Source organism: Caulobacter sp. Root487D2Y (assembly GCF_001427165.1).
Classification (GTDB): domain Bacteria; phylum Pseudomonadota; class Alphaproteobacteria; order Caulobacterales; family Caulobacteraceae; genus Caulobacter.
In genome coordinates this window covers 68657-87570 of record NZ_LMFD01000011.1, presented here as the reverse complement: position 1 = coordinate 87570, position 18914 = coordinate 68657, and the positions used below count along the sequence as shown (strand labels likewise).

21 protein-coding genes are annotated in these 18914 nt (G+C 69.7%); 7 read left to right on the top strand and 14 right to left on the bottom strand.

Annotation, left to right across the window (positions count from 1 at the left end; genetic code table 11):
* Nucleotides 1-2: 2 nt before the first annotated feature.
* From ASD38_RS16350 to ASD38_RS16330, 5 genes are all read right to left on the bottom strand, one after another.
* A complete protein-coding gene (locus ASD38_RS16350) occupies nucleotides 3-857 on the bottom strand; it encodes a pirin family protein (protein ID WP_056461937.1) in 855 nt (284 codons plus the stop codon).
* A gap of 129 nt (nucleotides 858-986) precedes the next feature.
* A complete protein-coding gene (locus ASD38_RS16345) occupies nucleotides 987-2369 on the bottom strand; it encodes an ABC1 kinase family protein (protein WP_056461612.1) in 1383 nt (460 codons plus the stop codon).
* A 3-nt stretch (nucleotides 2370-2372) separates the two neighbouring features.
* Nucleotides 2373-2735 carry a nuclear transport factor 2 family protein gene (locus ASD38_RS16340; protein ID WP_056439107.1) on the bottom strand — a complete coding sequence of 121 codons (363 nt, stop codon included), beginning with the start codon at nucleotides 2733-2735 and terminating at the stop codon, nucleotides 2373-2375.
* A gap of 12 nt (nucleotides 2736-2747) precedes the next feature.
* Complete coding sequence (locus ASD38_RS16335) at nucleotides 2748-4538, bottom strand: M3 family oligoendopeptidase (protein WP_056461608.1); 1791 nt, start codon at nucleotides 4536-4538, stop codon at nucleotides 2748-2750.
* Between the two features lie 70 nt (nucleotides 4539-4608).
* The gene (locus ASD38_RS16330) at nucleotides 4609-5259 is read right to left on the bottom strand and encodes a hypothetical protein (protein ID WP_056439726.1); all 651 of its coding nucleotides are present in this window, start codon (nucleotides 5257-5259) and stop codon (nucleotides 4609-4611) included.
* 173 nt (nucleotides 5260-5432) lie between these two features.
* Here ASD38_RS16330 and ASD38_RS16325 point away from each other — a divergent pair, with 173 nt between their 5' ends.
* Complete coding sequence (locus tag ASD38_RS16325; RefSeq protein ID WP_056439100.1) at nucleotides 5433-5837, top strand: hypothetical protein; 405 nt, start codon at nucleotides 5433-5435, stop codon at nucleotides 5835-5837.
* Between the two features lie 6 nt (nucleotides 5838-5843).
* Here the strand turns inward: ASD38_RS16325 and ASD38_RS16320 are convergent, their stop codons facing one another.
* Nucleotides 5844-6056, bottom strand: coding sequence for a hypothetical protein (locus tag ASD38_RS16320; RefSeq protein ID WP_056439097.1), 213 nt, complete (start codon nucleotides 6054-6056; stop codon nucleotides 5844-5846).
* 188 nt (nucleotides 6057-6244) lie between these two features.
* Here ASD38_RS16320 and ASD38_RS16315 point away from each other — a divergent pair, with 188 nt between their 5' ends.
* Nucleotides 6245-7720 (top strand): sigma-54-dependent transcriptional regulator, encoded by a 1476-nt coding sequence (locus tag ASD38_RS16315; protein ID WP_056439094.1) that lies wholly within the window; start codon nucleotides 6245-6247, stop codon nucleotides 7718-7720.
* Between the two features lie 13 nt (nucleotides 7721-7733).
* Here ASD38_RS16315 and ASD38_RS16310 read toward each other — a convergent pair whose 3' ends face one another.
* The 7 genes from ASD38_RS16310 to ASD38_RS16280 all read right to left on the bottom strand — a co-directional run bounded on the left by ASD38_RS16310 (nucleotide 7734) and on the right by ASD38_RS16280 (nucleotide 11566).
* Nucleotides 7734-8213, bottom strand: coding sequence for a winged-helix domain-containing protein (locus ASD38_RS16310; protein ID WP_082554684.1), 480 nt, complete (start codon nucleotides 8211-8213; stop codon nucleotides 7734-7736).
* Between the two features lie 278 nt (nucleotides 8214-8491).
* The gene (locus ASD38_RS16305; protein WP_056439088.1) at nucleotides 8492-8851 is read right to left on the bottom strand and encodes a hypothetical protein; all 360 of its coding nucleotides are present in this window, start codon (nucleotides 8849-8851) and stop codon (nucleotides 8492-8494) included.
* A gap of 145 nt (nucleotides 8852-8996) precedes the next feature.
* The gene (locus ASD38_RS16300; protein WP_018112952.1) at nucleotides 8997-9266 is read right to left on the bottom strand and encodes a DUF2312 domain-containing protein; all 270 of its coding nucleotides are present in this window, start codon (nucleotides 9264-9266) and stop codon (nucleotides 8997-8999) included.
* Between the two features lie 74 nt (nucleotides 9267-9340).
* Nucleotides 9341-10216 (bottom strand): NAD(P)-dependent oxidoreductase, encoded by an 876-nt coding sequence (locus ASD38_RS16295; protein ID WP_056461605.1) that lies wholly within the window; start codon nucleotides 10214-10216, stop codon nucleotides 9341-9343.
* 79 nt (nucleotides 10217-10295) lie between these two features.
* On the bottom strand, nucleotides 10296-10913 hold the full coding sequence (locus ASD38_RS16290) for an HAD family hydrolase (protein ID WP_056461602.1): 618 nt from the start codon (nucleotides 10911-10913) through the stop codon (nucleotides 10296-10298).
* The gene (gene ykgO / locus ASD38_RS16285) at nucleotides 10913-11038 is read right to left on the bottom strand and encodes a type B 50S ribosomal protein L36 (protein WP_018061125.1); all 126 of its coding nucleotides are present in this window, start codon (nucleotides 11036-11038) and stop codon (nucleotides 10913-10915) included. Before ykgO ends, ASD38_RS16290 begins: the two co-directional genes overlap by 1 nt.
* A gap of 132 nt (nucleotides 11039-11170) precedes the next feature.
* Nucleotides 11171-11566: a DUF805 domain-containing protein gene (locus tag ASD38_RS16280; RefSeq protein WP_056461599.1), complete on the bottom strand. Its 396-nt coding sequence runs from the start codon at nucleotides 11564-11566 to the stop codon at nucleotides 11171-11173.
* Nucleotides 11567-11680: 114 nt separating this feature from the next.
* On the opposite strand from ASD38_RS16280, the gene ASD38_RS16275 reads away from it, so the two are divergent.
* Both ASD38_RS16275 and ASD38_RS16270 read left to right on the top strand, forming a co-directional pair.
* Nucleotides 11681-12967: a lytic murein transglycosylase gene (locus tag ASD38_RS16275; RefSeq protein WP_056461596.1), complete on the top strand. Its 1287-nt coding sequence runs from the start codon at nucleotides 11681-11683 to the stop codon at nucleotides 12965-12967.
* 125 nt (nucleotides 12968-13092) lie between these two features.
* Nucleotides 13093-14109: a SphA family protein gene (locus ASD38_RS16270; RefSeq protein ID WP_082560773.1), complete on the top strand. Its 1017-nt coding sequence runs from the start codon at nucleotides 13093-13095 to the stop codon at nucleotides 14107-14109.
* 4 nt (nucleotides 14110-14113) lie between these two features.
* On the opposite strand, the gene ASD38_RS16265 is transcribed toward ASD38_RS16270, so the two are convergent.
* Entirely contained in the window at nucleotides 14114-15466 is a 1353-nt protein-coding gene (locus ASD38_RS16265; RefSeq protein WP_442857042.1) for an MFS transporter, read from the bottom strand.
* Nucleotides 15467-15660: 194 nt separating this feature from the next.
* On the opposite strand from ASD38_RS16265, the gene motA reads away from it, so the two are divergent.
* The 3 genes from motA (at nucleotide 15661) to mnmD (ending at nucleotide 18893) form a co-directional block, all read left to right on the top strand.
* A complete protein-coding gene (gene motA, locus ASD38_RS16260) occupies nucleotides 15661-16530 on the top strand; it encodes a flagellar motor stator protein MotA (protein ID WP_056439073.1) in 870 nt (289 codons plus the stop codon).
* A 135-nt stretch (nucleotides 16531-16665) separates the two neighbouring features.
* Entirely contained in the window at nucleotides 16666-16986 is a 321-nt protein-coding gene (locus tag ASD38_RS16255; protein WP_056439070.1) for a hypothetical protein, read from the top strand.
* A gap of 86 nt (nucleotides 16987-17072) precedes the next feature.
* The gene (gene mnmD / locus ASD38_RS16250) at nucleotides 17073-18893 is read left to right on the top strand and encodes a tRNA (5-methylaminomethyl-2-thiouridine)(34)-methyltransferase MnmD (protein ID WP_056461590.1); all 1821 of its coding nucleotides are present in this window, start codon (nucleotides 17073-17075) and stop codon (nucleotides 18891-18893) included.
* Nucleotides 18894-18914 lie beyond the last annotated feature (21 nt).

The following is an 18914-nucleotide window of genomic DNA, read 5'->3' as shown; positions in this document are numbered from 1 at the left end:
GCCTACCCCGGCACGTTCCCGAACTTGCCCGCGTTGTAGTCGTCGATCGCCTGGATGATCTCCTCGCGGGTGTTCATCACGAACGGCCCGTGGGCGAAGACCGGTTCGCCGATCGGCTCGGCATGGCCCAGCAGGACCACCGCGCCGGTCGGCGCATCGAAGGCCACCGCGTCGCCGTCGTCGTTCAGCTCGACCAGGTTCCAGCGCGTCGCGACCTGGCCGCCGACCGCGATCTCGCCCGAGACCACGTACAGGAACACCGCCCGGCCCCGCGCCACCGGCAGGTTGACGGCGCCGCCGGGCGCCAGGCGCACGACGCTCATCTCGATGCCGATCAGCGACGGGAACGGGCCGGTCACGCCCCCGACCTGGCCGGAGACGACCTCGATCGTCGCCCCACCCGTCTCGACCTTGGGAATCTCCGCGCCCTGCAGGCCCAGATAGTTCGGCGCGGTCATCTTCAGCCGGCTGGGCAGGTTCACCCACAGCTGCAGGATCTCCAGCGGCCCGCCCGCCTGCTTGAAGCTGGCCGGCGACAGCTCGGCGTGGACCAGGCCGCTGCCGGCAGTCATCCATTGCACCCCGCCCGGGCCGATGACGCTCTCATGGCCGCCGCTGTCGAGGTGCGACAGCTCGCCCTCCAGGATGAAGGTCACGGTCTCGAAACCGCGATGCGGATGCGGCCCGAACGGCAGGCCGTGGTTATTGGGCGGATAGACCTGCGGGCCGTGGTGGTTGAGGAACAGGAACGGATCCAGCTGCGGGATCGCCGGACCGGGCAGCGGGCGGCGGGTGGTCAAGTCGCCGATGTCGTCGCGCTGGGCGGGGTGGAGGCGCTTGAGAGTGCGAGGGGTCATGATCATTCTTTCTTGGCCCGGAAACCTCGTCCTTCGACAAGCTCAGGATGAGGTTTCCTAAACAGCCGATTTTCAATTGATCCTCATCCTGAGCTTGTCGAAGGACGAGGACCACGCGGAGAGTCGCCGCTAGGAAACCCCGGCCGCGCTGAGCACAGCCGCCTGCCGCGTCGCCAGCCCCTCCTCCGAGAAGCCCTCCAGCGACTTTTCGAACAGCGCCTTCCAGTTATGCCGCGCGCCCAGGTGCAGGAAGGCCGCGCCCAGGCCGATGGCGGCGCGGTCCATGAACACGAACTCGCGGGGGATGGTGATCGGTCCCTTGGCTTTCAGGGCCTGGCGCACCTTGAAGGCCTCGCGGCGGCCGTACTCGCCAGGCGGCACGTCGTCGGCGACGCTGCGCACCCGGTCGTCCAGCAGCGGGCCGTAAATGAAGCGGGCCCAGACGTTCAGCACGTCGACCAGCTCATCATTGAGATTGGCGAAGCCCCAGCTGCGATAGGCCTCGGTCTGCTCGGCGCGGTCGTCGTTGGACAGAGCGCGATACAGCCGCACCACCCCGGCCACGAAGCGCGGCGGGAAGATGCGGATGCAGCCGAAGTCCAGCAGGTTCAGATGCGCCGCCCCATCGCCGCCCTCTGGGCCGCCGAAGGTGTAGTTGCCCAGGTGCGGGTCGCCGTGGATGATCCCCAGCTTGGTCATCGGGCTCCACCAGGCCTCGAACAGCAGGGCGGCGATGCGGTCGCGGGTTTCCTGCGGGGCGTCCTTGAAGGCCAGCAGCCCTCGCCCCTCCAGCCAGGTCATGCTCAGCAGCCGCTTGGTCGACAGGGCGGCCACGGGCTGGGGCACCTGGATCTCGGCGCGCCCGGTGAAGAAGCCGCCATAGACGGCCATCAGCTTGGCCTCGCGCTCGTAGTCCAGCTCCTCGCGCAGCCGGTCGCCGATCTCGACGATCATCTCCGACGGGTCGATCGAGCCGTCCATGCGCTTGAACAGGCCAAACAGGCTGCGCAGTTGGCCGAGATCGCTTTCGACCGCGCTCTGCATGTCGGGATACTGCAGCTTCACCGCCAGGGCGCGGCCGTCGGGGCCGACGGCGCGGTGCACCTGCCCCAGGGACGCGGCGGCGGCGGCCTCGTGCTCGAAGCTCTGGAACCTGGAGGCCCAGTCAGGCCCCAGTTCGGCGGCCATCCGTCGGCGGACGAACGGCCAGCCCATGGCCGGGGCGTTGGTCTGCAGCTCGGCCAGCTCGGCGGCGAACTCGGGCGGCAGCAGGTCCGGCACGGTGGCGAACATCTGCGCCGCCTTCATCAGCGGCCCTTTCAGGCCACCGAGCGCGGCCCTCAAGGCCTTGGCGTTGCGGGCGTCGGCGCTGTCACCGCCGAACAGGCTGTTGGCGCCGTAGCTGACCGCCGCGCCCGACAGGCCCGCCCCGACCTTGGCGAAACGGGTCAGCCGACCGGAGAACCGGTCGCGCTCAGGGTCTTTGATCGGGTCGCGCGGATCGTTGGCCATCGCCTAGCCGAACTGCCGGGAGTCGTAGAAGAACCGCTCGCGGACGATCCTGTCGCCGTCCCACACCTGATGGGTCAGCTCCTCGAACCGCAGGGTCTCACCGTTCTTGTTGGTCATCAGGAAGACCCACTGGATCACGACGTTGTCGCCGTCGTGCAGCACCATGACCGCCGGCTGGGTGTCCATCTTGGACAGCCGCGCCAGGGCCGCCGCCTCGTGCGCCACCAAGACGTCGCGGCCGACGCGCGGCGGGGCGTTGTTCTCCTGCATCGAGGCGTCCGGCGCATAGAAGCGTTCGATCGCCTCGACGTGCGCGTTGCGTTCGACGGTGGCGATGAACTCCGCCAGGCGTTCCTTGGTGGGCATCGTCGCGCTCCGTCAGACCAGGGCTTCGAACTCGTCGACCAGCCGTTCCAGCTGGGCGCAGCCCGCGGTCCAGAAGGCCTTTTCGCGCGGGTTCAGGCCGAAGGGCTTGAGCGCCTCCACATAGGTCCGCGTGCCGCCGGCCGCCAGCAGGTCCTCGTACAGCGGCGCGAAGGTCTCCGGATCCTCGCGGCGCTTCTCCATCAGGCCGCGCACCAGCAGGTCGCCGAACGCGTAGGCGTAGACGTAGAACGGCGCGTGCACGAAGTGGCTGACATAGGCCCAGTAGTGCTCGTAGCCCGCGTTCAGGGTCACGGCCGGGCCCAGGCTCTCGGCCATCACCTCCAGCCACAGCCGGCCGATCTGGTCGGGCGACAGCTCGCCGTCCTTGCGGGCCTCGTGGAAGCGGCGCTCGAAGCGGTGGAAGGCGATCTGGCGCACGACGGTGTTGAGCCCGTCCTCGATCTTGCCGGCCAGCAGGCCCATGCGGTCCTTCGGAGTCGCCTCGGCCAGCAAGCGGTCGAACACCAGGCCCTCGCCGAAGATCGAGGCGGTCTCGGCCAGGGTCAGGGGCGTGTCGGCCAGCAGGGTGCCCAGCGGCGCGCACAGGGTCTGGTGCACGGCGTGGCCCAGCTCGTGGGCCAGGGTCAGCACGTCGCGCCGCTCGCCCATGTAGTTCATGAACACATAGGGGTGCCGCTCGGCGGTGACCGGATGCGAATAGGCCCCCGACTGCTTGCCCGCGCGCGGCCGGGCGTCGATCCACGGCTGGTCGAAGAAGGTCTGGGCGGTGTCGGCGAACTTGGGGGCCAGGGTCTGGAAGCTTTCCAGCACGATGCCCTGGGCCTCGGTCCAGTCGTAGCTCTTGGGCGCGGCGGCGGTCAGGGGGGCGTTGCGGTCCCAGTAGTCGAGGGTCTCGCGGCCCATGACCTTGGCCTTCAGGGCGTAGTAGCGGTGCGACAGGCGCGGATACGCCTCGACCACGGCCTGCTCCAGGGCGTCGACCGCGTCGCCGTCGACCTCGTTGGCCAGGTGGCGCGACTGGGCCGGGCTGTCGAACCGCCGCCAGCGATCCTCGACCTGCTTTTCGAAGGCCAGGGTGTTCATGACCAGGCCCTGGGTCGAGGCGCGTTCCTCCAGGGCCTTGGCCAGGCCGTCGGCGGCGGCCTTGCGGCGCTTGCCGTCCGGGTCCGACAGGCGGTTCAACGCCTCGGGCAGGGTCAGGCTTTCCTTGCCGACCTGGGCGGTCAGCTTGGCCAGGGTCTCGTCGTACAGCCGCACCCAGTTGGCCACGGCCGGGCCGCGATCGACGATGTAGCGCTCCAGGTCCGGCGTCAGTTCGTGCGGACGCGACAGGCGCAGGCGGCGCAGCCATGGCGTCCAGCGGACGGCGGCCGGATGGGCCTTCAGCGCCGCCTCCAGCTCGCCGTCCTCCAGCTGGTTCAGCTCCAGCGAGAAGAACAGGCTCTCCGAGGCGATCTGCGACGAGCGCGCCCGCAGGTCGGCCTCGAACTTGGCCCAGGCGGGGTCGTCGCGGGCGGTGGAGGCGGCCAGGCCGGCATAGGCGCCCACGGCCCACAGGCCGTTGGTCGCCTGCTCGTACAGCTTGATCCCGCGATCCAGCAGCACGCCCAGGCGCTCGGGCTCGCCACGCGCCTGCAGGAACAGCCCCTCCAGCGAGGCCAGTTCGTCGTTGGCGGCCTTTGCGGCGGCCAGGTCGGTCTCGATCCTCGGATCGTCGCGACCGGCATAGAGGTCGGCGAGATTCCACTCGGGCGGGGCGTCGGTCTTGAAGGGCGCGTTCATGGCCTCGGATATGGCCCCGTCGAAAGAGACGCGCAATCGTGGCCTTGGGCTTTCCGTCGATCCGACGGCTTCAGCGACCGCGCCGTTCGGTCTGGTCCATCAGCCACGCGAACAGCGTCACCAGCAGATAGGCCGACAGCGAGGCGATCACCATCTGCGGCGCGCCGCCGGTCGGCGGGGCCAGGATGCTGATCAGCTGCAGGCTCGCCAGCAGCACGATGAACAACGGCGTGGTCCAACCGCTATGGCCCTGCAGGCCGCGCCGCCAGCCCCAGGCCGTGGCGGCCACCGCCAGCAGGCCCATCTCCAACGCCTGTTCGGGCGCGGGATGGTTCCACCAGCCCAGCCCCACCTTGGGCCCGCCGAACCCCAGCGGCAGGTCGGGCCGATGGACCAGGAAATCCAGCCCCCAGTGCGACAGCACCACCAGCCCCACGGTGATCGCGGCCAAACGCGGCAGGTTCAGCAGGAGCCGCGAGGCCAGGCCCGCCGCCAGCGCCCAGGCCGCGGCGGCGGGCAGGCTGTGGGTGTAGGGCATGAACGACAGCACCAGCGGACTGCCGGGCAGATGTGGATCCAGGCTCATCTTCTCGACCCCGGCCAGGACGAGGCCGGCCCAGGCCACGTCGACCAGCTGGGCGCCCAGCACATAGGTCCAGAACGGCGCCTTGGGCTGGACGGCCTTCGCCGCCAGGGCGGCCGCGTAATGGCCAACGAACATCATCCCCTCCACGCCACGCTGGAAGGCGAGGCTAGGTCGGATCGCGATCCCTGAACAGTCGCCGCTTGGGGGCCGACCAGGGCCGTCCGCATTACCGCGAATTAAAGGGCGCGCCGGCGAGTCGCGCCTTAGGATATCGCCGGTCGACCAGGGGCGTCGGCGAGGGCAAATCGATGATCAGGGTCGCCGCTTCCGTCGTTCTGGCCGTGGGCCTTCTCGCCTCGCCGGCGACGGCCGCCGACAAGCCCCCCGCCCGGCAGATGGGCTGGCTGTCCCAGACCGTCCGCACCGTGGTGGTGTTCAACAGCTGCACCGCGCGCCTCAAGGAGAAATTCAAGATCGGGCCGCTGAACGGCATCGAGGTCACCCACATGGACGCCAACGGCGGGGACCCGTCGGGCGCGATGGACGTCAATTTCGAGGCCGTCACCACCGAGAAGAAGACCCAGCGCAGGAGCCGCTTCGTCGGCGTCTGCCACATCGGCGCCGAGGGCGAGACCCGCATCGACGCGCGTCTGGTCAGCCAGAACAGCGGCGGCGTGGTCCGTCGCGTGCCCGCCGGCAAGGTGGCGGGCTGAGGGTTTCTAGGCCGCCGTCAGGGCCGAGGCGATCCGCTCGAACATCGCCGCGTTTTCCGTCTGATGGGTGACGACGCTCGAGGTGATCTCCTGCGTCGAGCCATCCGGCATCTGAAGAACGGCCTTCACGCCGCCGGCGCCGAACAGATCGATCTGGCGCAGGGCCTCGGCCCGTTGTCGCTGGCACCACTCGGCCAGGTCGTGTGCTTCCGAACTCATGCGCCCTACCCCTCCACCCTGTCGCGGTCGCCGTTCGCGCCGCGCCCGATGGTCATACCTCGTTAAGCGCGCCGGTTAACGCCTGACTCACGTCTCCGAAACCCGGTCTTTACTCCGCGCCTGTATCACTCTGAGCCAACAAGAGCCCTGTCCCATGTCGGACGCGGCCGGTTCAACGGGTGTCTGCAATGACCAAGACGGTTCTCGTCGTCGACGACGATCCGACTCAACGACGGCTGATCCAGGCCGTCCTGGAGCGCGAAAGCTTCGCGGTCTCGCACGCCGAGAACGGCGACGCGGCCATGGCCCATCTGGCCAGCGGCGCGCCCGTCGACGTCGTCCTGCTGGACCTGGTCATGCCGGGCCTGTCGGGCCAGGACACCCTCAAGGAAATGCGCGCGCGCGGCTTCGTGCAGCCCGTGATCGTCCTGACCGCCTCGGGCGGCGTCGACACCGTGGTCAAGGCCATGCAGGCCGGCGCCACCGACTTCTTCATCAAGCCCGCCAGCCCCGAGCGGATCACCGTGTCGATCCGCAACGCCCTGTCGATGGGCGACCTGAAGGGCGAGGTCGAGCGCCTGACCAAGCGCGCCGGCAACCGCACCACCTTCGCCGACCTAATCGGAACCTCGCCGGCCATGACCCTGGTCAAGCGCATGGGCGAGCGCGCGGCCAAAAGCTCCATCCCCATCCTGATCACCGGCGAGAGCGGGGTCGGCAAGGAGCTGATCGCCCGCGCCGTGCACGGCGGGTCCGAGCGCGCCGGCAAGCCGTTCGTGGCCGTCAACTGCGGCGCCATCCCGGAGAACCTGGTCGAGTCGATCCTGTTCGGCCACGAGAAGGGCAGCTTCACCGGCGCCACCGACAAGCACCTGGGCAAGTTCAAGGAGGCCGACGGCGGCACCCTGTTCCTCGACGAGGTCGGCGAGCTGCCGCTGGACATGCAGGTCAAGCTGCTGCGCGCGTTGCAGGAGGGCGAGATCGATCCGATCGGCTCCAAGCGCTCGCAGAAGGTGGACGTGCGCATCGTCTCGGCCACCAACCGCGACGTCGCCCACGCCGTCGAGCAGGGCCGGTTCCGCGAGGACCTCTACTACCGCCTGAACGTCTTCCCGATCGAGGCCCCGTCCCTGCGCGAACGCCGCGAGGACATCCCGGCCCTGGTCGAGGCCTTCGTGCGCCGCTTCAATGTCGAAGAGGGCAAGCGGGTGGTCGGCGCCGCGCCGGAGACCCTGCAATGCCTGACCGCCTTCGACTGGCCCGGCAACGTCCGCCAGCTGGAGAACGCGGTCTATCGCGCCATCATCCTGGCCGACGCCCCCTATCTGCAGCCCTACGACTTCCCGGCCATTTCGGGGATCGTGGCCCCGCTTCCGGAGCCCGTCGCCTCGGGCGGCTCCAAGCCCGACCTGCCGTCCGTGCTGCAGGCCGCCCACGCCGCCATGGCCCGCGCCCCGGCCCAGGAGGCGCCCGTGCGCATCCTCGACGACCGCGGCCACCTGCGGACCCTGGAGGAGATCGAACGCGACCTGATCCAGCACGCCATCGAGGTCTATGCCGGACACATGTCGGAAGTGGCCCGACGCCTGGGCATCGGCCGCTCGACCCTCTATCGCAAGGTCCGCGAGCAAGGCATCGAGGTCGACTTCAAGGAAGCGTCGTAACCGGTGGTTTCGGTCAGGCGCTGATCGCCAGCGGCGAGGCCTCGGCCTCGACCGGTTCGTCGACCCGGACCCATTCGTCCTTGGACCGGCGGACCAGACCCGCCTGTTCCAGGCCCTGAAGCTCCAGCATCACAGCCGCCAGCGGGATGGCGCGGCCCCACCGCCGCGTCAGCTTGCGCGAAATTTCCGACGCCGCGATCGCCGCGTCGCCGTTGCCCAGCACCAGCAGGATCATCTCGCGGGCCGAGCGCGGCTTGCGGCCGCGCCGCGACGCGCCGCTGGCGAAGCTGGCGGGTTCGCCCTCCACCACGCCCCCCTGAGCGCCGGCGTGGGCGCTGGCGGCCAGGCCGCCGCGTTCGATCGCGCCGAGCGCCAGGCTGATCGCGCGCAGCTCGTCCTCGAACGGCGCCTGGGCGCGGCGCTGGGCCTCGAGCATGCGCACTTCCAGGTCGGCTTTCCGTCGCAGCAGATAGTCGTAGATCGTGGTCGCCATCTTTGGGCTGCCCATGAAGGCGTGAGACTCCCCACCGCGGTCACGCTGTCGCGGCGTCAGTCGCAGCCATTTTCTACGGCGCGGACGGACGATAAAATCGATTAAAAGCAATACTTTACGCGGGGTCCAAATGTCGGCCCGTTTCGTTACCGAAAACCTAACGCCGTTCTCCCAAGTCGCGAGTTTGGTGAGAAACGGTGACCATTTTCGCAGGGTTCGGGCATTTACCGCGCACTTTGTGCGGGATTCACCCTAGGCCAAAGCTTGGCCTTGGCCGGTCATTCGTCGTCGGACTCTTCCGTCGAGGGTTCGGGCGACCGCCCATGTCGCGTCGAGTCGCGACGGCCGAATCCCTTGCCGCGGGACATCGGCTTGCGCTCGCCTTTCGCCTTGGCGGCGATTTCCTTCAGCTTGATGGTCTGGTTGACCGACATGGCCTGGCCGGCGCCGCCCTTTTCGGGATCGCCGAACGCCCGGCCGTAGGTCTCGATGCGCTGGGCGACCGAACCCAGGAACTCGCCTTCCCATTCGGACAGCGCGATCCCGGCCTTGTCGGCCGTGCGCTGGGCGCGCTTGAGGGCGTTCAGGGCGGCCTTGCGCGCTTGGGCTCGGGGATCGGGCGGCTTCTTGGCGCGCATGCGGGCAGACTAGCGGGCGTCGGCGACGCGACGCACGCGGAAAAATGCAGGCTTCAGTCGTGGAACGAGGTGGGGACACACACTCGCGGCACGGCCACGGCAGGATTTCCATGCCGCGGGGCGAGTGTGTGTCCCCGCCTTAGTCCTAGATCTCGCCGATGGCCGACAGGTACAGGTCCAGGATCGCGTCCTCTTCCTGGCGCTTGGCGCGGTCGGTCTTGCGCAGGCGGACCACCTTGCGCAGGATCTTGACGTCGAAGCCGTTGCCCTTGGCCTCGGCGTAGACTTCCTTGATCTGCTCGGCGATCTCGGTCTTTTCGACCTCGAGGCGCTCCACCCGGTCGATGATGCTCTTGAGCTGGCCCTGAGCGGTGGAGTTGAGCACGTCGGCGTGCGGCGCGGCGTCGTCGGCCATGAAGAATTCTCGCGAAAGTCCGGAAACGGGAGGCGCGGAACCTAGTGGCAACGGGCCGCGAGTGGAAGGTGGATTCAGCGCCCTTCCACACGTCCGCGCGAGACTTCGGCCAGGGCGGCCAGGTCCGGGGTTTCGCCCTCGCCCGACAGCAGGGTCTCCAGCCCGCCCTCGACCAGATCGGCCAGCGGCAGGGCCAGGCCCTTCTCGTCGCCGGCGGCCTGGGCCAGGCGGACGTCCTTCAGCGCCAGGTCGGCGGCGAAGCCCGGCGGGTGGTAGCGCCCCTCGGCGATCATGGCGCCGTAGATCTTGTAGATCGGGGCGGCGAAGATCGTGTTGGTCAGCATGTCCAGCAGGTCGGCTGCGGGCACGCCATGGGCCGCGCCCAGGGCCGTCGCCTCGCCCATGGCCTCGACGGCCGAGACGATCATCAGGTTGCCGGCGATCTTGACGGCGGTGGCGCGAACCGGGTCCTCGCCCATCGGCCAGACCTTGGTCGCCAAGGCCTCCAGCACCGGCATGGCCGTGGCCACCGCCTGGGGCGCGCCGGCCGCCAGCACGTTCAGCCCGCCGGCCCGGGCCACTGGCGGTCGGCCGAACACCGGCGCGGCCACATAGCCCAGCCCCAGCGCCGCGTGCGTCTCGGCCAGTTCCCGCGCCAGGGCGGTGGAGATGGTGGCCAGGTTCACGTGGACCAGGCTCCTGGGCGCCTCGGCCAGGGCTCCGCTGTCCAGCAGAACGTCGCGGACCGCCTGGTCGTGGGCCAGCATGGACAGGACGATGTCGACCCGCAGCGCCGCCCCGACGTCTTCGGCGGCGTTCGCGCCCAGGGCGACAAGCTCGGCGACCGGGCCCGGCGAGCGGTTCCACACCGTCACGGCGTGACCCTTGTCCAGCAGGTTGGCGGCCATAGCCGCGCCCATGGCGCCCAGGCCGATGAAACCGATGTGCATGGGAAGCTCCCGAAAAGGCCCTGCGCGGAGCAGGCGCTCCGCCTCATCCAGACTGAGGGCTACTTAAGCGCCGTCGCGTCTAGAGCAAGCCGAACTTCTCGATCGCCGGCCGCAGCGTCGCCGGATCGGTGAAGTGGTGGGTGTGGAAGCCCAGGGCGGCGGCGGCGGCGATGTTGGCGGCGCTGTCGTCGACGAACAGCAGATCGGCGGCCTCCAGCCCGGTGCGTTCCAGCACGATCTCGTAGATCCGCGGCTCGGGCTTGATGACCCGTTCCTCGGCGGAGACCACCGCGGCGCGGAAATGACGGAAAACCGGGCTCATGGCCTTCACGTCGGGCCAGGTCTCGGTCGACATGTTGGTCAGGGCGAACTGCGGCACGTCGCGCTCGGCCAGGGCCTCGATGACCGCCTCGGTCTCGGGGATCGTCCCGGAGAACATCTCGGGCCAGCGGTCCCACCAGGCGGCGATGGGCTCGGCATGGTGCGGGTGTTGGGCGCTCAGGGCGGCGATGTTGTCCGCGAAGGTCACGCCGCGGTCGGTCGCCGAATGCCAATCCAGGGTCCCGACATGCGAAAGGAACCGGTCGAGATCGGCCGGTTCCTTGAAGATCTTCGCGTAGAGCGTGCGCGGATTCCAGCGCACGATGACGTTGCCGACGTCCCAGAGCAGCGCCCTGGGAGGCCGTGCGGGCGTCATTAGCCTTGCTTGGCTTTGAAGCGCGGGTCGGTCTTGTTGATGATGTAGATGACGCCCTTGCGGCGAACCATCTTGCAGTCGCGGTGACGCGACTTCAGCGACTTCAGCGAGCTACGAACCTTCATGACCGTCTCTATACTCAGCGGAGAGGTTCGCGGCCGCCATGAGGGCGAAAGGAACATCCGGGATGTTTCGGAGGGCGTGCGTATAAGCAGGACAGGGGATTGAGTCAATGCGGGACGCCGCCGACGCGGCGATTAGAGCGAACTGGACTTCGGACGAATTCCAATTCCGCGCCCCGGCGGGTCGCCAAAGGCGTTGGTGGTCCGGTGACCTGGAATGCAGCCGAGCCAGATCAGCAGCGCCGCGATCACCAGCACCACCACGCCCAGGCCGGCGGCGGACATGTCCGGATCGGGGATGAGGAAGACCACGCCAACCGCCACCACGATCTCTGTCAGGAAAACCCCGCCCGCGATCCAGCCCGAGCGCCCGATGTCGTGCAGCCGAGGCACGCACACCCAGATGAGCAGAATCTCGCTGATCTTGACCTGGGTATGGAAGACCAAGACGGTGATCGCGATCAGCACGCCGATCACGCCCAGCGACAACCAGTAGGTCGCGCGGTTCGTGCGCCCCTTGAGAAACCCCATTCCATCCCCCGACACGACGCGGAAAAGCTTCGCCTTGGCGCATCAAAGCGGAACTTAACCGGTCTGTCGCCCTTGTGATTGCAGCCCTGTCACGAACCTCGGTAGCCTGCCGCCATGGATAGACGCGTTTTCCTCGTTCTGCTGTTGGCCGGTTGCGCCGACACCTCGGCCAACGCGCCCCTGGCGCCGTCGGTCTCGCCGCCGGCCCCGCCCGCGCCGCCGCCGGGCCCCGCCACGCCGGTCCCCGCCCCGCCGGCCGCCGGTCAGGTGGTCGGCTTCGACACGTGGCTGGCCGCCTTCAAGCAGAAGGCCCTGGCCGCCGGCCTGACGCAGCAGCTGCTCGACCGCGAGCTGGACGGCGTGACGCCCGATCCCAAGGTGATCTCGCTGGACGGCCGCCAGCCGGAATTCTCCAAGCCGGTCGGCGACTATATCAAGGGCGTGATCAGCGACGATCGCGTGGCCGTCGGCCGCGACAAGCGCGACACCCTGACCTTCCTGCCGGGCGTCGAGAGCCGCTACGGCGTGCCGCGCGACATCCTGCTGGCCGTCTGGGCCATGGAATCGGCGTTCGGCAAGATCCAGGGCAATTTCGACGTCGTGCGCTCGATGGCCAGCCTGGCCGCCGACGGCCGCCGCCGCAATTGGGCCGAGGGCGAGCTGATCGCCGCCCTGAAGATCATCGCCTCGGGCGAGGTCACGCGCGCCCAGCTGAGGGGCTCGTGGGCCGGGGCCATGGGCCAGACCCAGTTCCTGCCCTCCAACTACCTGTCCACCGCCGTCGATAACGACGGCGACGGCCGCCGCGACATCTGGGGCAGCGACAGCGACAGCCTGGCCTCGGCCGCCAACCTGCTGAAGAAGGGCAATTGGAAGCCGGGCGTCGGCTGGGCCAAGGAAGTGATCCTGCCGGCCGGCTTTGACTACGGCCTGGCCGAGGGTCCGCGCGAGCTCCCGTCGTGGTGGGAAGCCAAGGGCGTGCGCCGCGCCGACGGCCTGCCCTGGACGCCCGCCGACGCCGCCTCGCCCGCCGGCCTGATCCTGCCGGCCGGCTGGTCGGGCCCGGCCTTCCTGGCCCTGCCCAACCACTTCGCGATCCGCACCTACAACAACTCCACGTCCTACGCCCTGGGGATCGGCCTGCTGGCCGACCGCTTCGCCGGCGGCGGGCCGCTGGTCGCGACCTGGCCGGTCGAGGCGCCGCTGGGCCTGGCCGACCGCATGGCCGCCCAGATCGCTCTGGGTCGTCTGGGCTTCGATCCCGGCCCCGCGGACGGGGTGATCGGCGCCGGCACCCGCAAGGCCCTGCGCGCCTGGCAGGCCGACCGCAGACTGCCCGCCGACGGCTACCTGTCGTCCGACATGGTGGCGCGGCTGAAGGCCCAGGCGGGGATCAGCTAGCGGTTCAGGGATATTCCGGGGTCTGGATTACCGTCGCGCCGCAAGGACGACTCAGCAATCCGCCCTATGGCCGCTCGGATCGCGCCCGACCACTCTTCGAGGCCTAAGCCACGGAGACCGGGATCATGGGCCAGGAGCCGAACGTCCGATCCGCCGCCCGCCGCCTCGTCCAGGGACTGGGCGTCGGCCTCAGCCTCGCCCTTGCCGCGGGAGCCCACCAGGCCCAAGCGTCCGAAAGCGGCGCCAGTCTCTATCTGCTCGGTTCGGGAGGACCGGGAAACGCCGTCATGCCGCCGCTGCGGGGCGTCTTCTTCGACAACGAGCTCTACTATTACAAGGGCAGCCTCAGCGGCGCCAAGCAACTGCCCCTGGGCGGTAACGTGGTGGCGGGCGTGGACGCCGATATCCTGGCCGACTTCGCCACCGTGCTGTGGGTGCCGACCACCGACCTGCACGGCGTGACCGTGGGCCTGGGCGCGGCCTTGCCGGTCGGCAACGTCGATGTCGACGCGGACGTCTTCCTCACCGGCCCGCGCGGCGCCCAGGTCGGCGGCGGGGTCGGCGACTCCGCCACCGTGATCGGCGATCCGATCGCCACCGCCATGCTGGGCTGGAGCAAGGGGAACGTCCACTATCAGGTCTCGACCATGCTCAATGTCCCGATCGGCGATTATCGCAAGGACGAGCTGGCCAACCTGGCATTCCACCGTTGGGCGCTCGACTCCTCGTTCGCGGTCAGCTGGCATGACCCCAAGAGCGGCTGGGACGTCAGCGGCAAGGCCGGCCTGACCCTCAACGGCGAGAACCCCCACACCGACTACACGACCGGGACCGAGATGCACCTGGAGGCGGCGATCGAGAAGACCTTCTCGCCCCGGTGGTCGGCCGGGCTGCAGAGCTACTACTTCAAGCAGGTCAGCGCCGACCGGGGTCCAGGCGCGGTGCTCGGCCCGTTCCAGGGCGAGGTCACCGGCGTGGGCGCCACGGCGGCCTACACCTTCAAGATCGGCCACATGCCCGCCACCTTGCGGGCCCGGGCCTTCACCGAGTTCAACGCCACCAACCGGATGGAGGGCGACTCGTTCTGGCTGGGCCTGACCGTGCCGCTGAGCCTGAAGATGCCGGCCGCGCCGCCGCCCTAGGATTCTAGTGCGGCCCCGTCGCGTCGATCGAGCTGGCGTCGACGACCTGGGCCTCGTCGCGGGCCTCGCGCGGGGCGGTCGCGTCGCCGACCCGGCGCATGACCGGGTCGATCAGGGCGTAGGCGACCAGGCCGGCCAAGACCGCGACGTTCATCAGGTAGGGCGACGGGTGCGCCCACTTGTACAGCGCCACGCCCAGCACCGGGGCGATAATCACCGAGGCGCCGTTGATGGCGCTGATCGCCCCGGCCACCGCGCCTTGCTCCTCATGCCCCACCGACAGCGAGGCGCCGGCCGTGAAGCCGGGCCTGGCGAAGCCGTAGCCCAGGCTGCACAGGGCGAAACCGACGACCAGGGTGTGGTAGTCGGGCGAGAAGGCGACCGCCAGATTGCCCAGGGCCGCGCAGCCGGCGCCCAGCCACAACAGCTGGCGCGGGGTCAGCCGCAACATGCGGATCAGGCCCCATTGGGCCAGCAGGCTGGCCACCGCCCCGGCCATCATCGCGACCCCCGCGAAGGCGGCGGCCTTGGCCGGGGAGATGTTCAGCTTGTCGATGACCATGAAGCCCAGGGTCTGCTGGTTCACCGTCTGGGCGCTGGCCAGCAGGAAGCCGTAGACGATGAAGGGCATGATCCGCCGGTCGTTCCAGCGCACGCGGGCCCGCGGCTTGCCGCCCCCCCTCACGGTCTGGCTGTCGTCCGGGCGCTCGGGGATCTCGTCCTGGGTTTCCGGCAAGCCGCGCATAACCAGGATCAGGACGACGCCGGCGATGACCGCGAACGAGAACATCGGCCCCGACAGGGTCAGCAGCGGGAAGACCAGGAACGGCGCGACGGCCGGACCCAGGATCGTGCCCAGGCCGCTGGCCGAGGCCATGGTGGCCAGGGCGTTGGTGCGCTCGGCCGGCGCGGTGCGATCGGCGACATAGGCCTGGGCCGCCGGGTTGGAGGCGCTGCCGACCAGGCCGAAGATCGCCCGCGACAGGGCCGCCCCGGCGAACACCGCCAGCGGGACCATCAGTCCCTTCAGTCCCATCAGGATGAAGAAGCCGAAGCCCAGCATCGACACCGCGAAGCCGGCCATGCCCAGGACCACCATCGGCTTGCGGCCGCGCTTGTCGGACATCCGCGCCCACACCGGCGACATCACGCCCCAGAGCAGGGCCGACAGCGAGAAGATCGAGCTGATCAGCACGTCGGGAATGCCGACCTGGCGGCCGATGGCCGGTAGCACGGTCTGCAGGGCGGTGTTGCCGGCGGCGCTGGACAGCAGGACGGCGAACAGGATGGCGAAGGCGCGGCCCTTGGCGCGGTCATCAAGACGCCCAGGAAGAAGATTGGCCTCCGGGTTCGCCATGCTCATGCCTTCCCTCCCAACCCGGACAATCTCCACGGGGGCGTCGGCCGGTCCGGCCGGCCCCGCGAGACGACGTCAAACATCTGTTAGGCGGGTGCGGCGAAAGGCGCAACCGGGCCGGAAGGCCCCGCTCACCTTGGATTAAGCATTAAAAGCGATGATCCCGGCTGAAGTTACCCGGGGCTCTCTTCATCATGTTCCAGATCATCGGCATCGTCCTGCTGTTCGCGCTCGTGTTCGGCAGCTTCATCATGTCCGGCGGCAAGATGGACGTGATCATCGAGGCCGCTCCGCATGAGCTGATGTGCATTCTCGGCGCTGGCATCGCCTCGTTCCTGGTCTCGAACTCGATGACGGTGATCAAGGCCACCGGCGCCGGTTTCGGCAAGATCTTCGCGGGTCCCAAGTGGAAGACCCCGGACTACCGCGACCTGCTCAGCCTGTTGTTCCTGCTGACCAAGACGATGAAGTCCAAGGGCGTCATCGCCCTGGAAAGCCACATCGAGCGGCCGCACGAGAGCGGAATCTTCCTGCGCTATCCCAGGATCATGAAGGACCATTTCGCCGTCGACTTCATCTGCGACACCCTGCGGATGATGACCATGAATCTGGAGGATCCCCACCAGGTCGAGGACGCGATGGAGAAGCAGCTCGAAAAGCACCATCATGAAGGCCTGGCCCCGGCCCACGCCCTGCAAAGCCTGGCCGACGCCCTGCCCGCGCTCGGCATCGTCGCCGCCGTGCTGGGCGTCATCAAGACCATGGGCTCGATCACCGAGCCGCCGGCCGTGCTGGGCGCGATGATCGGCGGCGCCCTGGTCGGCACCTTCCTCGGCGTGTTCCTGGCCTACGGCCTGGTCGGACCGTTCGCCACGCGCCTGACCGCCGTGGTCGACGAGGAGGGCTCGTTCTACAAGATCATCCAGTCGGTCCTGGTCGCCCACCTTCACGGCAACGCCGCCCAGATCAGCGTCGAGATCGGCCGCGGCAGCGTCCCGAGCGAGGCTCAACCCAGCTTCCTGGAGCTGGAAGAAGCCCTGCAGGCCATCCCCGCGGAGCCTTGATCGGCACGATCACGGACCGATCACGGATCCGTGAACAATTGTCTTGCCCCTGCTCCCGAACTGATGTTCTGTGACCTTGCGACGCGACCCAGACGGGTCGCGATCGCCAGAAAAGCAGTCGCAAGGGAAGCCCCTATGACCACCAAGATTCTCCGCTCGATCCTGATCGCCGGCGTGGCCGTCTCGGCCCTGTCGCTCGCCGCCTGCGGTCCGAAGACCGACACCGCCGCCGACGCCAACTCGAAGGCCGCCCAGGACGCCGCCGCCTCGGCCAGCACCGCCACGGACGCGGCTCAGAACGCCACCACCGCCGCCGCCGACGCCAACAAAGCCGCCGCCGACGCCGCCGCGGCTCCGGCCGCCCCGGATGCCACGACCGCCGCCGAAGCGCCCGGCACGACCACCACCACGACCACCACCACCGAAAAGAAGACCGAGCCGGCGCCCGCCCACTAAGGCCGGCCTGGTTTTCGAACGATCGGAAGGGCCGTCCGCGAGGGCGGCCCTTCTTCTATGGGTGCGTCGCGCCCTATAAGCGGCCCATGAGCGATCCCGCCGCCCCTCTCGACGCACCGCCGGCCGACTCTCCGCTGGTTTGGCGCGACGACGGCATGCCCCAGTCGGCCCTGTACGGCGACGTCTATTTCTCCAGCGCCGACGGCCTGGCCGAGACCCGCGCGGTGTTCCTGACCGGCTGCGGCCTGCCGGCCGCCTGGCGGGGCCGCGACCACTTCACCGTCGGTGAACTGGGCTTCGGGACCGGCCTGAACATCGCCGCCCTGCTGGACCTGTGGCGGCGGGAAAAGGCCCCGGGTCAACGCCTGCACCTCTTCTCGATCGAGGCCCACCCGATCACCCGCGACGAGGCGGCCCGGGCCCTGGCGGTCTGGCCGGAGCTGGGCGAGGCGGCGGAGGTGCTGCTCGACCACTGGCCGGGTCGGGCGCGGGGTTTTCACCGCATCGACCTGCCCGGGTTCGAGGCGACCTTCGACCTGGCGGTGATGGACGTCGAGGACGCCCTGGCCGCCTGGGATGGCCAGGCCGACGCCTGGTTTCTGGACGGTTTTTCCCCCGCCCTGAACCCGGCCATGTGGCGCGAGGAGATCCTGGCCGCCGTGGCCGCCCGCAGCGCGCCCGGCGCGCGGGCCGCCACCTTCACCGTGGCCGGCGCGGTGCGGCGCGGCTTGGCGGCCGCCGGCTTCCAGGTCGACAAGCGTCCGGGCTTCGGCCGCAAGAAGGAACGGCTGGAGGCGGTTTTTCCGGGCGCGCCGGCCGCCCCCGCCCGTCCGCGCCGCCTGGCGGTGATCGGCGGCGGGATCGCCGGCGCCGCCATGGCCCGCGCCGCCCGCGCCGAGGGCCTGGAGGTCGCGGTGTTCGACGACGGCCATGCCCCGGCTTCGGGCAATCCCGCCGCCCTGGTCACCCCGGCCCTGGACGCCGGCGGCGGCCCGCGCGCCGCCCTGCCGGCCCAGGCCTTCGCCCGCGCCGTCGCCCTCTATGCCAGACTGCCCGAGGCGGTGATCGACCGGGGCGTTCTGAAGCTGGCGGTCGCCCCGCGCGACGCCGAGCGCCACGCCGCCGTCGCGGCCCAGGATCTGTTCGAACCGGACGCGATGAGCGTGCTCGGGGCCGACGCCGCCACGGCGCGGCTGGGCGAGCCGGTCGAGGCCGCCCTGGATATGGCCCACGCCCTGGTGGTGGAGCCGGCGCGGGTGATCGAGGCCTGGCGGGGACCGGCGACCTCGGCGCGGGTGGCGCGGCTGACCCACGAAGACGGCGTCTGGCGCCTGCATGACCCGGAGGATCGCCTGCTGGCCGAGGTCGACGCGGTGGTGCTGGCCGGCGGCGCGGACCAGGCCCTGCTGTGGCCTTCCGCCCCGATCCGGCCCGTGCGCGGCCAGACGACCTGGACCGACCGTCCGGCGCAAGCCCCCGCCGCCTTCGGCGCCTATGTGGTCCCCACCCGCGACGGGCTGCTGTTCGGGGCCACCCACGACCGCGACGTCGTCGAGACCGAGGCTCGCCCGGCCGACGATCGCCGCAACCTTCAGGCCCTGGCCAAGGGGTTGCCCGACCTGGCCGCCCGGCTCGCCGACGCGCCGTTGCGAGGCCGCGCCGCCCTGCGCGCGGCGACCGCCGACCACCTGCCGCTGGCCGGCGCGGTCCCCGACGCGGCCAGTGGAGCCATCGGGGGTTTGTTCGTCCTGGGCGGCCTGGGCGGGCGCGGCTTTTGCCTGGCGCCCCTTCTGGCCGAGCACCTGACGGCGCGCATACTCGCCCTGCCCTCGCCCCTGCCCCGCGCCCTGTCGGACCTGGTCCAGCCCGCGCGATTTTCGTCGCGCGCCGAACCTAGAGCGGTATAATCGGCCTGAACGGGGAAACAG

Excerpts from the sequence above, each read along its gene's own strand:
- mnmD (WP_056461590.1), top strand. The coding sequence starts at position 17,073 with ATGAGCGATCCCGCCGCCCCTCTCGACGCACCGCCGGCCGACTCTCCG.
- ASD38_RS16325 (WP_056439100.1), top strand. The coding sequence starts at position 5,433 with ATGATCAGGGTCGCCGCTTCCGTCGTTCTGGCCGTGGGCCTTCTCGCC.
- ASD38_RS16345 (WP_056461612.1), bottom strand. The coding sequence starts at position 2,369 with ATGGCCAACGATCCGCGCGACCCGATCAAAGACCCTGAGCGCGACCGG.
- ASD38_RS16320 (WP_056439097.1), bottom strand. The coding sequence starts at position 6,056 with ATGAGTTCGGAAGCACACGACCTGGCCGAGTGGTGCCAGCGACAACGG.
- ASD38_RS16290 (WP_056461602.1), bottom strand. The coding sequence starts at position 10,913 with ATGACGCCCGCACGGCCTCCCAGGGCGCTGCTCTGGGACGTCGGCAAC.
- ASD38_RS16340 (WP_056439107.1), bottom strand. The coding sequence starts at position 2,735 with ATGCCCACCAAGGAACGCCTGGCGGAGTTCATCGCCACCGTCGAACGC.
- ASD38_RS16300 (WP_018112952.1), bottom strand. The coding sequence starts at position 9,266 with ATGGCCGACGACGCCGCGCCGCACGCCGACGTGCTCAACTCCACCGCT.
- ASD38_RS16350 (WP_056461937.1), bottom strand. The coding sequence starts at position 857 with ATGACCCCTCGCACTCTCAAGCGCCTCCACCCCGCCCAGCGCGACGAC.
- ASD38_RS16280 (WP_056461599.1), bottom strand. The coding sequence starts at position 11,566 with ATGGGGTTTCTCAAGGGGCGCACGAACCGCGCGACCTACTGGTTGTCG.
- ASD38_RS16265 (WP_442857042.1), bottom strand. The coding sequence starts at position 15,466 with ATGGCGAACCCGGAGGCCAATCTTCTTCCTGGGCGTCTTGATGACCGC.
- ASD38_RS16275 (WP_056461596.1), top strand. The coding sequence starts at position 11,681 with ATGGATAGACGCGTTTTCCTCGTTCTGCTGTTGGCCGGTTGCGCCGAC.
- ykgO (WP_018061125.1), bottom strand. The coding sequence starts at position 11,038 with ATGAAGGTTCGTAGCTCGCTGAAGTCGCTGAAGTCGCGTCACCGCGAC.
- ASD38_RS16305 (WP_056439088.1), bottom strand. The coding sequence starts at position 8,851 with ATGCGCGCCAAGAAGCCGCCCGATCCCCGAGCCCAAGCGCGCAAGGCC.
- ASD38_RS16295 (WP_056461605.1), bottom strand. The coding sequence starts at position 10,216 with ATGCACATCGGTTTCATCGGCCTGGGCGCCATGGGCGCGGCTATGGCC.
- ASD38_RS16270 (WP_082560773.1), top strand. The coding sequence starts at position 13,093 with ATGGGCCAGGAGCCGAACGTCCGATCCGCCGCCCGCCGCCTCGTCCAG.
- ASD38_RS16255 (WP_056439070.1), top strand. The coding sequence starts at position 16,666 with ATGACCACCAAGATTCTCCGCTCGATCCTGATCGCCGGCGTGGCCGTC.
- motA (WP_056439073.1), top strand. The coding sequence starts at position 15,661 with ATGTTCCAGATCATCGGCATCGTCCTGCTGTTCGCGCTCGTGTTCGGC.
- ASD38_RS16315 (WP_056439094.1), top strand. The coding sequence starts at position 6,245 with ATGACCAAGACGGTTCTCGTCGTCGACGACGATCCGACTCAACGACGG.
- ASD38_RS16335 (WP_056461608.1), bottom strand. The coding sequence starts at position 4,538 with ATGAACGCGCCCTTCAAGACCGACGCCCCGCCCGAGTGGAATCTCGCC.
- ASD38_RS16330 (WP_056439726.1), bottom strand. The coding sequence starts at position 5,259 with ATGTTCGTTGGCCATTACGCGGCCGCCCTGGCGGCGAAGGCCGTCCAG.
- ASD38_RS16310 (WP_082554684.1), bottom strand. The coding sequence starts at position 8,213 with ATGGCGACCACGATCTACGACTATCTGCTGCGACGGAAAGCCGACCTG.